The sequence below is a fragment of the Pseudomonas sp. Cab53 genome, assembly GCF_018325965.1.
In the GTDB taxonomy this organism is placed as follows: domain Bacteria; phylum Pseudomonadota; class Gammaproteobacteria; order Pseudomonadales; family Pseudomonadaceae; genus Aquipseudomonas; species Aquipseudomonas chlororaphis_E.
The window spans coordinates 6055709-6068695 of sequence record NZ_AP021902.1; the positions used below are offsets into that span (position 1 = coordinate 6055709).

Here is a 12987-nt window from a genome sequence, read left to right on the forward strand (position 1 = left end):
TTGACCAGCTCAGCGCGGCCCCATCGCCGCCTGAGTCCCTTCCAAGCTCGCTAACAACGAACGCTCAAGACCGCTGAGCGCTCGATGCGAGCAATTCCTTCAATATCGCCGCCGGGTCGGCTCGTTTTTGCTGACGATAATCCCCGACATGGCGAACGAATAACGTGGCACGCGCCACCAGGCTCTTGCCCAGTACCGGTTTGCGCTCCAGCTCTTCCTTGACGCGCTGGAACTGCGCCTGGATCACCGCATCGGTGTAGCGCGTGCCGGTGGCCAGGTTATCGATGTAGATCGCCACGGCGCCCTCCAGCGCACTGCGACCGTTGTCGATGGCCGTGGCGAACAATTGCGCACTGGCGTCGTCCTTGGCATCCAGGGCCGCCTGACGACTGTTCTGCAGATTGGTCAGGCGGATGTTGTAGTTGTTGACGGTCTCGGCCACCAGGGCCGATGACTGGATCAGGTTGCCGGCCGCTTCCTCGCGCTGCTGGGCGATGAGCGAGACGTTGCGCTTGAGCTCTTCGTTGACCAGCCCCAGCTCGGCTTGCAGGCGCGGGTCGACGCTGGCGGCGATGATGCTGTCCAGGCGTTTGGTCGGGTCCTCGGCATCGTCGATGGCGTCCGTCAGGGACGCGAGGCGCCCTTCTTTCTGCCATTGGGCAAACAGTTCCTTGTAGCGCGAACGCGGCGCCGACAACGCCCCGACCGCCACCCGGAAGCCGGTGGTTTCGTTGCTCTGCTCGGTGCCGTCGGCGGCGAACAGCGGGTACTCGCGACGCATCCCGGTGAACAGCGTGCCCTCGCCTTCCAGGTAATTGCCACCCTTGACCACGAAGCCGCCATAGGCACCCTGACGACGCCCGGCGTGCACCAGTTGGAAAGACTCCTGGACCATTTCGGCGGCGTTGCCCACCACGTCGAATAGGCCGATGGGGTTGGGCAGCTTGGTGCCGATCGGCATCAGCCGTGCGGCCTGGCCGGTGCCACCGGCGACCTGGTTGAACACCGCCCAGTCGGCCAGCGGCCCGTCGCTTTCGCTGCCTTCCAGGCGCCGGGGGAACAGTCGCCCTTCCAGGTCCTGGCGGCTGACCGCCTGCCCGCCACGGGCGGCGAACTCCCACTCGACTTCGGTGGGCAGGCGCACGAAGCCCAGCCCGCCGTCCTCAGCGGAAGTGCCGCGGCCGCTCACCGGCAGCAGGTCCTTGTGGTACTTCATCAGCCAGGCGCTGTACACCGCCGAGAAACGCTCAGCCTCGAACTTCGACAGTTTCACCTTGGGCAGCCGACCGGCCACGCCTTGGGGCAGGTCGGCCTGCAAGGCCTCGCAGGCCGGTGCCGGTTCGCCGCTGGCCAGCGACTGGGCCTGGGCCATGACCTGGGCGTACTGGCGCGCGGTGACTTCGTACTTGCCGATGAAGTACAGCATCGGCTTGAGCGGCGTCTTGGCGTCGGTCTTGGGCATCAATGGCGTGATGGTCTTGTTCCAGTCCTTGGGCAGGTCCTTGAGGGTGAACTGGCCGTTGATGAAATCGCGCCGGTAACCGGAAATGAACGACTGCTGGTAACCGGCCTCGCCCTCGCTGAACGGGTAGCCGAGGCTGATCTCGCGGTCGTCGAGGGTGCCCTGGGCCAGGATATAGACGTAACGGAAGACCATCTGCCCTTCGCAAGGCAGCGGCAGGCTGACGTCATCCGGCAACGGCTTGGGGTTGTCCAGCTTGTCGCTGGCCTCGTCGGCACTCGCCGAATGAGGCAGGGCAACCAGGCCCGCCAGGCTCAACGCCACGGCGGCGGCTAATAACTTATACATCTCGGATTCCTTCACTGGCCTGGATGCGCGCCACACGCCAGCCACCGCATGCCGCCGCCACGGCGCTGACGCCGAGCACGGCCACCAGGGCCAACAGGTAGTGGCGCAGCAGCAGATGGCTGGCGTATTCGCCCGGCAGCTGCGCAAATAGATAATTCAGGCCCGACTGCGCCAGGCCATACAGCCCGGCGCTGAGCAGGGCCGCAAGCCCGGCACTGTAAAGCGCCTGCAACACCACGAACAACAATAGCGCAGCGGTGGACACCCCCAGCAGGCGCAACACCGACAATTCCCGGCGCTTGCGCTCGACGGCCGCCAGGGCCCCGGCGAAGATGGCCGCGAAGGCGCCGGCCAGGGCCAGCCCGGCGATGATCCAGAAAACGATCGACAGATTGCGGCTCAGCGACTGCACCTGGGCGATGGTCTGGGCCTGGGTCGACACCAGCAGGTGCTGCGCGGCGAAATACTGGCGCAGCGGCTCGACGTCAGCGAGGCCGCGGGCGTACAGCCGGAACGCCGGGTACACCCGTTGCCCCGCCACACCCGGCACTTCGCCGGGCCAGTTGAACGCCGGCACCGCGCGACCGTCGCGATAGTCCTCGGCCGCCTCCAACAAGGCCAGCGGGGCGAACAGGCCGTCCCGGGCGAAGGCTTCCAGCGGCAGCACGTGCATCACCTGGACCTGCGTGCGCTGCGCCTCGCTGCGACCGGCCACCTGGCGGCCGAAACTGGCCTGCAACCAATCGCCCGCCTTGGCCCCGAGTTTTTCCGCGGCAGTCTGGCTGAGCACCACCTGGTCCAGCCCCTGCGGCACCGGCAGACGCTGGAGCAAGGGGTCATCGGCTGCCGTGGGGATCATTTCCACGGTGACCGGCGAAGCGTCGCGGCTCAACTCGGCGGTCGCGGCGATCTGTCGGGTGCGCGGCAAGGCGAAGGCAACGTCGCCACGCTGGCCCAACTGCTCGATGAACTGGGCGCTGAAGCGGCCACCGCCCAGGGGGATGATCTCGCGGGTGGCCGGGTCGTTCTGCAACCGCTCGGTGAGGCTGCTGACCAGGCCGAACTTCAGCCCGAACAACACCAGCAAGGGCGCCACCACCGCCACCAGCGCCAGCACCGAGCACGCCGACAGCCACGCATCGTTGCGGTAATCCTGCCAGGCCAGGGAAGCCACCAGCGTGCTGCGCATCAGCAAGCCTCCCCAAGCGTGGCGGTGACGCCGCCGTCGGCATCGCGACGACAACTGATGCGGCGCACCTGCAAGCCGCTGGCACGGGCCAGCGCCTCGTCGTGGGTGGCGACGACACAGCAGACGCCGTGCTCGCGGGCCTGGGCCACCAGCAGGTGCATCACACGCTCGGCGTTCAAAGGGTCGAGGGCGGCGGTCGGTTCATCGGCCAGCAACAGCCGAGGACCGTGGGCCAGGGCCCGAGCACAACTGACGCGCTGGCGCTGGCCGACGGACAAGTCCGCCGGTTTCTTGTCCAGTTGGTCGGCGATGTCCAACTGCCCGGCCAGGCGCGTCACGCTGCCGTCGTCCTTCAAGCCAAGCAGCTTGCGCGACAGCTCGATGTTGCCGCGCACGTCCAGAAAACCCAGCAGGCCACCGGTTTGCAGCACGTAACCGAGGTGCTGGCTGCGCAACTGCGCCAAGGCGCCCTGCCCGGAGCCGCGCCACAACCGGGCGATGTCCAGTGGCGTGTTGGCGGGCGTGAAGTCGAACCGCCCGGCCTGGTCAGGCGCCGACACTAGGGCCAGCAGGTCGAGCAGCGTGCTCTTGCCGCACCCACTGGGGCCAACCACCGCCAGTTGCTCACCGGCACGCAATTGCAGCCGTGGGATCACCAGGCTGTAGCGCTGGCTGCCAGCGCCTCGGCTCTTGTGCACCGCGGTCATGTCGAGCATCACGGCAGCGTCGACAACGGAACGCGGTACAAGGCATCACCCGGCTCGGCATCGCCGAAGCGCACCCAGTTCGCCAGGTCGTTGTGGAAGGTTTCGTAGAGACGGATTTTCGAATCCAGCTCGTCGATGAAGTCTTCCTGCTCGGCCACGCTCAAGGACAACCACAAGTCCTGGGTCATGTTCAGCGACTTGCTGCGGTACGGCAGTCCTTCCAGGTATTCGCCGAGGATCCCGCCGTCGGCGAGGTTGCCGCCCTTGCGCAAGGCCGACGGGTCGCGACTCATGTAGGCACTGGCGCTGGCGATTTCCTGGAAGAAGTCCTTCGGCGAGCTCTGGGTCTTGCGGGCCGCGTCAACGATCAGCTTCAGCGATTGCTGCAGGTCGTTGAGTTGCAGCTTGGTCAGCATCACGCACACCTGGAACGCCGGCAGCGCCGGGTTGGTCAGGTCGCGATCGGCGGTCCAGGCGCTGACCAGTTGCGGCGCCTGGCTGGCGCTCTTGCGCCCCAGGAAATCCATGTGCATCGCGTAACCGACCGCCGCCGACTTGTCGGCCAGGCTCGGCGCGGCGCTCAACTGCGGCACGCTCTGTTCCTTGTTGCTGCGCACTTGATGCACCAGGTCGGCGAACACCGTGCCGATCTCGTCGACGCGCTCGCCGAACTTGCGCACATCGGCGCCCGGCACCGGAATGTACAAGTCGCCGATCTGCGGGTTGGCGTCGGCGGTCAGGGTACGGTACTGACTCTGGGCACCGGCGTGGGTCTTCTTGCCGGCGTCGCTGAGCAGGTGCAGGGCGTAGATCTTGATCTGCTTGCCCAGCGCCGCCTGGCGCACCTCGGCTTCGTTCATCTGCGTCGCGGCAAAGGGGTCGTTCTTGCGCAAGGCGCCGGCGTCGGTGACGAGCAGGATCAGGCGCCCGCCATAGCCGGACCAGTCCATGCCCTCCACCGCTTCCATGACCCCGGCAAACGCGTCTTCGTTGAACGAATGGCTCGACACCGTGGACGCCTTGACCTGGCGCGCCAGGTCCATGAAGCGCTGCGGGTCGCGGCCCTGGTCCAGGGTGATCAGGGTCTTGGCCACGTACTCCAGGCCTGGGGTTTTCTTGACACTGCTGCGAAAACCCACCATGCCGAAACTGACACTGTCCAGCTCGCCACGCTCGGCGATCCGGGCCTGTAACTGATGCACCACGTCGCGCACCTGGTCGATGTACGGCTGCATGGACACCGTGGTGTCCACCACCAGCACCACGGCGGTGCGGAACGCGTCGGCGTTGGCATTGAGGATCGGCGTGTTGCCGGACGCCGCCTTGGCCGTATTGCCCGGGTCGATGGACGCCACGTTCAGCAACTGCACCGGCTGGCCGTTCTCGTCGAGGCTCTCGCGGGAGTCGAAGATCGGCAGCAGGTAGAACTGTTTCTCCGGCACGGCGCTGGCGGCCGGCTCCAGGGCCAACACCTGCTGGTTGTCGGACGGGCTCTGCTGGGCCTTGAGCAGCACATTCCTGGCGGCGGAGGGGTTTGCCAGCAGTTTCTCCACTTCGCCAGGCTGGCGCAGGAACATCACCGGCGCGCGGCCGGAACGTTCGGTGAACTTGAGCACCAGGCTCTGCTTCCAGTCGCTGACCTGGGCGGCCGGCAACCAACCGTCGCTGCGACCATCGGTGGCGGCGCCCACACGCACCCACGGGCTACCGTCGACATCCTTGCGCTGATAGACGTACAGCACCGAGAACGCCGGCAGGTCCTTGCCGGGCGCGGCACCCGGCGCATCGGCCAGTTTTGCCCCCGGCTTGGTCAGCACACGCTGGAACAGGGTTTTCTTGCCGGCCATCAACAGCGGACGCTGGCCACCGTCGGCCTCGGTGGCCACGGGTGGGCTCACCGGCGGCTTGGCCGCTGGGGTTTCGGGCGTATTCACCGGGGGTGTTTCCGGCACCTTCATCGGGGGCTTGCTCGACGAAGGCGTGGAGGCCACCGGGGGCTTCGCCGCTTTGCCGTCATCACCGGACAACCACCAATAACCCGCGCCGCCCAGCGCCAGCGCCACGGCCACCGCGACGGCGGCCAGGGCGAACACCGGGGTCTTGCGGGCCGGTGCCACGGGCGGACGCGGCGGCGGGCTCACCGGCGGTGGCGTCGGTGTTGGCTGGGGACGGGACGGCGGCTGCGCGGGGCCGCTCGGGATGTCGATGGACACCGGCGTCAATCCCGCCAGGTCCTCGCCCACGGGCTTGGTCGTCGGCAGCGGCAACGGCCGGATCAGCGTCGCCTCATTCGAATCCGCGGGCAGGTTGTCCAGCGCCCGTAGCAGGGCCGCTGCATCCGGGAAACGCTCCGCCGGATCCTTCGCTAACAGCTTGCGCAGCACGTCCTGGTAACGGCCGTGGTGCACCGGCAATTCCGGCAACGGCTCGGTCAGGTGGGCCAGGGCCGTGGACAGCGCGTCATTGCCGGTATACGGCAGCTTGCCGACGAGGATTTCATAGAGCACCACGCCCAGGGCATACAGGTCGGCGCGGCCGTCGATGTCCTGCCCGCGGGCCTGTTCCGGGCTCATGTAGCTCGGCGTGCCGACGGCGAAGCCGGCCTGGGTGAACTGGGTGCGGTCGTCCAGGGACTTGGCGATGCCGAAGTCCGAAAGCACCGCCGTGCCGTCGGCGCGGAACAGGATGTTCGCCGGCTTGACGTCGCGGTGCACCAGGCCCAGGCCATGGGCGTAGCCCAGGGCCGAGGCGATCTGGCGGATGTAGATCAGGCCCTGCTCCGGCGTCAGGCCCGCGGCGATGCGTTCCTTGAGCGTGCCGTTGGGCAGGTATTCCATCGCCATGTAGTACAGCTCACCGACATTGCCGATGTCATGGATGGTGACCGTGTGCGGGTGCGACAGCCGTGCCAGGGTCTTGCCTTCGCGCAGGAAGCGCTCGCAGAACGTCGGGTCGGCGGCCAGCGCGGCGGCCATGACCTTCAGCGCGACCTTGCGCTCCAGCGAGCGCTGGGTCGCCAGGTAGACACTGGCCATCGCGCCTTCGCCGATCTCGCCTTCGATGTCGTAGCCGGGGATCTGGATGTTCAGGGCAGGGTTCATGACGGCACCTTCACGACCACCACGGTGATGTTGTCCGGCGCACCGCGCCTAAGGCCCAGGGACACCAGGCTGCTGGCGATTTCGCCGGGGTCGTCATGGCTCAGCACTTCGCGGATCTCTTCGTCTTCGACGGTCTTGGTCAGCCCGTCGCTGCACAGCAGGTAGCTGTCGCCCGGCACCAGCAGCAGTTCGACCATCGCCAGGTTCAACTGCGCCTCGACGCCGATGGCCCGGGTGACAATGTTGGCTCGTGGATGCACCCGGGCCTCGGCTTCGCTGAGCAGGCCACTGTCCTGCAGGTCCTGGACGTAGCTGTGGTCCCGCGAGACGCCCTCCAGCACGCCGTCGCGCAGGCGGTACAGGCGACTGTCGCCGGCCCACAGGCACATGCCGCGCAGGTCGCGCGTCGCCAGCACCACCACGGTGCTGCCCATCATGGTCACGCCACGGTTGGCGGTTTCTTCACGCACGGCCGCGTTGACCCGCAACAGGTCGCTCTGCAACGCCGCGACGTACTCTTCCAGCGAACGGCCCACGGCAATGCCACGCAGGCTGTCGACGATCAGGCTGCTGACGTAGTCGCCCGCCGCGTGCCCGCCCATGCCATCGGCGACCACCCACAAGCCGTGCTCCGGCAGGTCCAGGCAGGCGTCTTCGTTGACCTGGCGGACCATGCCGACATGGCTCTTGCTCGCAGACTTGAATGCTTTTCCGGCACTTGGACGCATCTACACAACACCTTCTTGGCCAAGCAAAAATTGCGCAAAATCAGCGGCGGCCGGCAGCCCCTGGCAGCGCATCAGGCCAGGCGCGATGCGCTCGGAACCCTGACCCCACCACAGGCTCGCGCCTTCGCAGGCCGACTCGGCCAGGGCGCTCATGCGCCGCTGCGGGTCGGTGGCATCGAAGCGATGCAGGCTGGCGAACCGGCCGCCCGGGGTGCGCGGCAGGTACATCGGGCTGCCGAGGCTGTCCAGCTCGGCGCCGAACGCTTCGAAACTGGCCTCCACGTTCAACGTGCTCAGCAACAGGTTTTCCACCCGTTCAAACCAGTCGTCCGCACCGCCGACCACGGACGCAGGGTCGGCGTCGGGCTCCAGCAACACCGCGACCGTCAACGGGAAATACCGTCCGACCCGGTCGATGCTCGGCATCACCACCCCAGCCGCGGCGTCCGGCCCACACACCCCGGGCGCCACCAGGAACCGCCACAGCGGGCTGACCAGATAAGCATCCAGCCAGCGCTCGCCGAGGCTGCTCTGGCTGGCGAGCAGGCCCGCCGCCAGCCACGAATCCCACGGGCCGATGAAGCTCTGGGGCAAGCCACGGCTGACGAAATCCCCACGGCTGGCCAACTTTCCATAGAAGCCCGGCGTACTCATAGCCGCTCCGGCAGGCTGAAGCCACTGAGCACCCGGCTCTTGAACGGGTTGAAGGCGCTGTTGGCCCGCAGCTCGTAGGAAGCACTGGCGTTATCGACCCGCAGCCGCAGGTTGAAGCGATCCGGCGAGTTGCCGGCGGTCAGGTCCGATTGCTCCAGAAGCCGGAACCAGGCCCACGGCCCGTCCAGGGTGATGCCGGAGCGGCCGCTGGAAGATGGCGGCATGATCGAGATCCGCACCACGCCGATGCTGCCCGGGTTCGGCCATTGCATGGCGGTCGGGCGGCTCGGGCCGTGGTCGTAGCTCAACTGCTGGCCATCGAGGTCGAGCAAGAATTGGGTGATGGTCGAATCCATCGCCACCGGCTTGAGCTCGAAGCGCACCATCGGCTGGGTCCCGCCGGAACGGAAGAACGCATCGCGAATGGCCGCCGCACGCTGGAAGGTCTGCAGCACGCCCGGGGCGATACCGAGTTTCTGCGCCGCGCCCGGCTGCCAGCGCCAGGTCGGGGTGGAGGTGTCCACGTAGGGTTGCAGGTACTTGCGGAAATAGTTGTCCATCACCCCGCCGACGCCGAAGAACTGGCCGAAGTCGTCGAGGGTCGCGTCCCGCGCACTGCCGGCGACATCGGGTATCGCCCGGCCAGGGACTGGCGATAGATGTTCACCACTTCGCTGGTCCAGGCAGCGTTCAGTTGGTTGCGCACCCCGCCCATCATGCTGTTGGTGGTGGAATTGACCACCGACTTGACCAACCCCTGCACCAGTGGTGGCTGGCGTTCGGCATTGAGACTGACCCGAGTAGCGGCCGCCTGGGCCTGGTTCTTGGCTTCGCCGAGCAAGGCGTCGCCGCTGGCGCCCACCATGGCGCTGACCTGCACGTACAGCGCGTTCATGTCGGCCAGCAGGCCATCGATGGCCGCCGGTTCGCCTTCTTTCTTGCTGACGATGCTGTTGAGCTCGGCAAAGTGCGCCGTGATCGGATCGTCATTGGCCTGGGGCGCGTCCTGCGGTGCCTGCTCCTGGCCGAGCAAACTGCCCAGGCGCTCCTTGAGCTTGTCCACCCCACCCTCCGCCGGCGCGCCCTGGGCGGCCAGCAGGCGCTCATCCTGTTGCAGGTCGGTTTCCTTCGCCACCGCCACCAACAGCTTTTTCAACGGCGAGGTCGGCCCGGAAATCACCCGCAGCACATCGGCGGCCTGGGCCACGCTGGTGATCGGCACGAAGTCGATATCGGCCAGCAGGGCGTCCCATTGGCGCTGGTAGTCCTGGAAGTACAGGCGCCGCACGTCCGCCGCCAGGCTGGCGACGTTCTGCTGGTCGGCCTGCTCAAAGCCCAGGACCCACTGTTCCTCAGCCAGAGTCCCGGCCTGGCTGAGGCCGGTGAGCAGAAAGCCCTGGCGGTAGCCCTTGACGGTGAAGAATCCGCTCAGCGGCTCGCCCAACGGCTTGCCGCTCTTGCGGCTGAACACCAGCGCAGCATCACGTCCGGCGGCTTCATTGATGCGGAAGTCCGGGATGCCGTCGGGCAGCTTCTGCCGCTTGATCCGGTCGTAGACCCGTTGCGCCACGGGCAGTTGCTGCAACTGGCGACGCAGGTCTTCGATCAGGCGCGGGTCCAGGCGCGCCGTCGGCGGACGCCGCTCGAACAGCGCCTGCAAGTGCTCGTTCAAGGCCGCACGCTGTTCGGCCGGCAGGTCGCGCGGCAGGGTGCGGTCCCAATCCAGGGCGATCCAGGCCTTGATGAAGTCGGCATCGTAATGTTCGGTGTCGGCGAGCATCAGGTAGGCCTTCAGGCCTTCGTAGAGGAAATCCGAATTGCCGCCGCTGTGCAGTTGCTCTTCGATCCGGGTCAGCAGGCGCGGCCCGAACACGGCGATCAGCAGCTTGCGGTACACGCTGCCGGACTCGGCTTCGAGCATGTCGCCCTGGTACAGCCCCAGGCCCTCGGCCCAGTCGGGAGCATCGTCGGCCAGGTGCTTGACCGCGTTGAGCAGCGGCAACACCGCCAGCACATCGCGTTGGGCCGGGCTGAGGTTCTGCACGGTCTGGCCCAGCGGCGCGACCTTCTGGTCGACCTGGGCAATGTACGCCTGGTTGGCGCGGTAGCTGACCCACCACAAAGTCCCGACCACCAGCACCAGGACCACGGTGGAGGCCAGCACGCCTCGGGCGATCCACTTGCGCCGCCGTTCGACCTTGGGATCGACGCCCACCAGCCCACGCTCGGCGAAGGCCACGGCGGTGAACAGTTTTTCGATGAAATAGCTGCGCCCGGTACCGGTCTGGCGCGCCAGGTGCTGGCGGTCCAGGTTCATACTCTGGGCCATCGAACCGATCAAACGGTCGATCGGGCTGCCTTCCTGGGTGCCGCTGGTGAAATACACGCCACGCAGCAACACCCGCTCTTCGAAAGCGTTGGGCTTGAACACGCCCTCCAGGAAGCTTTGCAGGCAATCCTTCAAGGCGCCGAACTGCTGCGGGAAACCGTAGATCAAGTCGCGCCGCGCCGGGTCGCGTTCTTGCTGCAGGCGTTCCACCAGGCGGTCGTTGAGACGCTGCTCGAGGCCGGCGAATTCGCTTTGCAGGTGCGCCAGCGGGCTGTCGTTGCCCTTGCCATCGTCCAGGGCGAAGGTCATGCCCCAGACCTGGGCGCGCTCTTCCTTGCTCAGGGTATCGAAATACTCCATGAACCCCGGCACCAGGTCGAGCTTGGTCAGCATCAGGTAGATCGGGAACCGCACGCCCAGTTGGGTGTACAGCTCCTGGATACGCAGGCGGATCGCCGCGGCATGGGCGGCGCGCTCGGCCTCGCTGCCCAGCAGCAGGTCGGAGAGGCTGATGGCGATGAACGCGCCGTCGATCGGGCGACGGGCGCGCTGCTTCTTCAACAGGCCGAGGAAGCCCAGCCACGCGGCCTTGTCCACGGTCGCGTCGCTGTCCTGGGTGGTGTAGCGGCCGGCGGTATCGAGCAGCACGGCCTGGTCGGTGAACCACCAGTCGCAGTTGCGCGTGCCGCCCACGCCACGTACCGCACCGGCGCCCAGTTGCGCGGCCAGCGGGAAATGCAGTCCGGAGTTGACCAGCGCCGTGGTCTTGCCCGAACCCGGTGGGCCGATGATCACGTACCACGGCAGCTCGTAGAGGTTGCGGCGTTCGTCACCGCCCAACTTGGCTTTCTTGAGCAGCGCCAGGGCTTCGTCCATGCGTTGGCGCAGGGTCTCGAGTTCTTCGGCGGTGGCGATGCTGGTGGGGTCGGGCGGGGTTTGCTCGGCCAGGCTGCGCATGACTTCGGCGGCCTGCCGGCGGGCCTGAATAATGCGAAAAACCCGGTAGGCGATCCACACCGCGAACACCAGGATGATCAGCGCCCAGCGCCGGCCTTCGGGCACCAGCCAGTCCAGCAGCGGGCCAACGAACCAGATGATCAGGCTCAGGGCGATCAGCCCCAGCAACGGGATGACCCAGCGGATCATAAAACTGAAAAACGCCTTCACTCGACCCCCTCCGCCAATACGGTGATTTCAACCCGACGATTGCGCGCACGGCCCTCTGCCGTGGCGTTGGAAGCCAGCGGCTCGGTGTCGCTGCGGCCTTCGGCGCTGAAGCGCTCGGGCTGGCCAGTCTTGGCCGAAAGAATGTCCAGCACCGAGCGCGCCCGTGCTTCGGACAGCGCCCAGTTGGACGGGAACCGCAATGTGGCAATCGGACGGTTGTCGCTGTGGCCGGTCACCAGGACCTGGCCCTTGACCTTGCGCACGGCATCGGCGATGCGCAGCATCAACGGTTGGAAATCGTCCTTGATGCTGGCGCTGCCCGAGGCGAACAGCTCATCGCCCCGGATGGTCACCACCGAACGGTCGACGGCGTCTTCCACGGCAATCCGTCCGGCCTTGATCTCATCGGCCAGGAAACCGGCCAGGCGTGGTCGCTCGATCAGTTTCGGCTGCACCACGGGACGGTCGATGGTTTGCACCGGGATTTCGCCCAGAAAGTGAATGTTCTTGAACACCGGCTCGGCGTCGGAGGCCAGCTTCATGCGCAGGCCGAACAACAGCGCCAGCAGCAGCGCCGCGCCAATGGCCACGGCGATCCACGGCGGCATGAACTGCGCCAGTCGATCACGGGCCACGGTGACACCGCGCCAATGAGGCGACAGCTCACGCTCGTATTCGCCACGGGCGCTGCGGATCACCGCGCTGGTGCGCTCGCGCAACGCTTCCAGTTGGCTGCGACCGTCGTTCATCACCCGGTAGCGACCCTCGAACCCGAGGCACATGCACAGGTACAAAAGCTCCAGCAGGTACAGGCGTTCCCGCGGGCTTTGCAGGCAATGCTCCAGCAGCTGGAACACCTTCTCGCCGCCCCAGGCTTCGTTGTGCACAGTGATCAACAGGCTTTGCTTGCCCCAGTCACTGGTACCACCCCACGGCGTGCTCAATACCGCCTCATCCAGCGCGGTGCACAAGGCGTAGCGCGCCAGCAGCACGTCGTTGCGCACCACGCCGGCGGCCTCGGCACGCTCTTCGAACTGACGCAGGTAGGCCAGCAGTTGCGCGCGCAAGCTGGCCGGGGCCGGGTGGGCGATGGTGTTGCGCAGGCGCGTCAACAAGGCCAGCAGCGGGCCAGCGGCGCTTTCCAGCGGGTTGAGTCCCTGGGCCTTGCCGGTCAGCACCGGCGCGGCCGGCATCGACAGGGGCGCGGGGGCCGGTTGCGGGCGTCCCGGGTCCTGGCGGAAGGGGTCCGCGCCACGGCCACCGGGCGTCGGCATGAACTGTGTACGATCGTCGTTGCTCATC

General features: G+C 66.9%; 7 protein-coding genes and 1 pseudogene. All 8 read right to left on the bottom strand.

Translation table 11 applies throughout. From position 1 onward, the window contains the following. Nucleotides 1–64 precede the first annotated feature (64 nt). On the bottom strand, nt 65–1810 hold the full coding sequence (locus tag KI241_RS26785; protein WP_042731538.1) for an SUMF1/EgtB/PvdO family nonheme iron enzyme: 1746 nt from the start codon (nt 1808–1810) through the stop codon (nt 65–67). Further along, nucleotides 1803–2999: an FtsX-like permease family protein gene (locus KI241_RS26790; RefSeq protein ID WP_042731537.1), complete on the bottom strand. Its 1197-nt coding sequence runs from the start codon at nt 2997–2999 to the stop codon at nt 1803–1805. The genes KI241_RS26785 and KI241_RS26790 overlap by 8 nt, the downstream gene beginning before the upstream one ends. Further along, entirely contained in the window at nt 2999–3715 is a 717-nt protein-coding gene (locus KI241_RS26795) for an ABC transporter ATP-binding protein (protein WP_042731536.1), read from the bottom strand. The genes KI241_RS26790 and KI241_RS26795 overlap by 1 nt, the downstream gene beginning before the upstream one ends. Continuing rightward, nucleotides 3715–6807 carry a serine/threonine-protein kinase gene (locus KI241_RS26800; RefSeq protein WP_123579240.1) on the bottom strand — a complete coding sequence of 1031 codons (3093 nt, stop codon included), beginning with the start codon at nt 6805–6807 and terminating at the stop codon, nt 3715–3717. The genes KI241_RS26795 and KI241_RS26800 overlap by 1 nt, the downstream gene beginning before the upstream one ends. After that, nucleotides 6804–7535 carry a protein phosphatase 2C domain-containing protein gene (locus KI241_RS26805; protein ID WP_047735749.1) on the bottom strand — a complete coding sequence of 244 codons (732 nt, stop codon included), beginning with the start codon at nt 7533–7535 and terminating at the stop codon, nt 6804–6806. The genes KI241_RS26800 and KI241_RS26805 overlap by 4 nt, the downstream gene beginning before the upstream one ends. Then, on the bottom strand, nt 7536–8189 hold the full coding sequence (gene tagF / locus KI241_RS26810) for a type VI secretion system-associated protein TagF (protein ID WP_047735748.1): 654 nt from the start codon (nt 8187–8189) through the stop codon (nt 7536–7538). After that, nucleotides 8186–11685, bottom strand: a pseudogene (gene tssM / locus KI241_RS26815) (type VI secretion system membrane subunit TssM). Before tssM ends, tagF begins: the two are co-directional and overlap by 4 nt. Then, complete coding sequence (locus KI241_RS26820; RefSeq protein ID WP_042731476.1) at nt 11682–12986, bottom strand: DotU family type VI secretion system protein; 1305 nt, start codon at nt 12984–12986, stop codon at nt 11682–11684. The pseudogene tssM and the gene KI241_RS26820 overlap by 4 nt, the downstream one beginning before the upstream one ends. Nucleotide 12987: the final 1 nt, after the last annotated feature.

Bases quoted from the DNA above. Each gene is read 5' to 3' on its own strand.
- KI241_RS26785 (WP_042731538.1), bottom strand. From the start codon at position 1,810: ATGTATAAGTTATTAGCCGCCGCCGTGGCGTTGAGCCTGGCGGGCCTG.
- KI241_RS26790 (WP_042731537.1), bottom strand. From the start codon at position 2,999: ATGCGCAGCACGCTGGTGGCTTCCCTGGCCTGGCAGGATTACCGCAAC.
- KI241_RS26795 (WP_042731536.1), bottom strand. From the start codon at position 3,715: ATGCTCGACATGACCGCGGTGCACAAGAGCCGAGGCGCTGGCAGCCAG.
- KI241_RS26800 (WP_123579240.1), bottom strand. From the start codon at position 6,807: ATGAACCCTGCCCTGAACATCCAGATCCCCGGCTACGACATCGAAGGC.
- KI241_RS26805 (WP_047735749.1), bottom strand. From the start codon at position 7,535: ATGCGTCCAAGTGCCGGAAAAGCATTCAAGTCTGCGAGCAAGAGCCAT.
- tagF (WP_047735748.1), bottom strand. From the start codon at position 8,189: ATGAGTACGCCGGGCTTCTATGGAAAGTTGGCCAGCCGTGGGGATTTC.
- KI241_RS26820 (WP_042731476.1), bottom strand. From the start codon at position 12,986: ATGAGCAACGACGATCGTACACAGTTCATGCCGACGCCCGGTGGCCGT.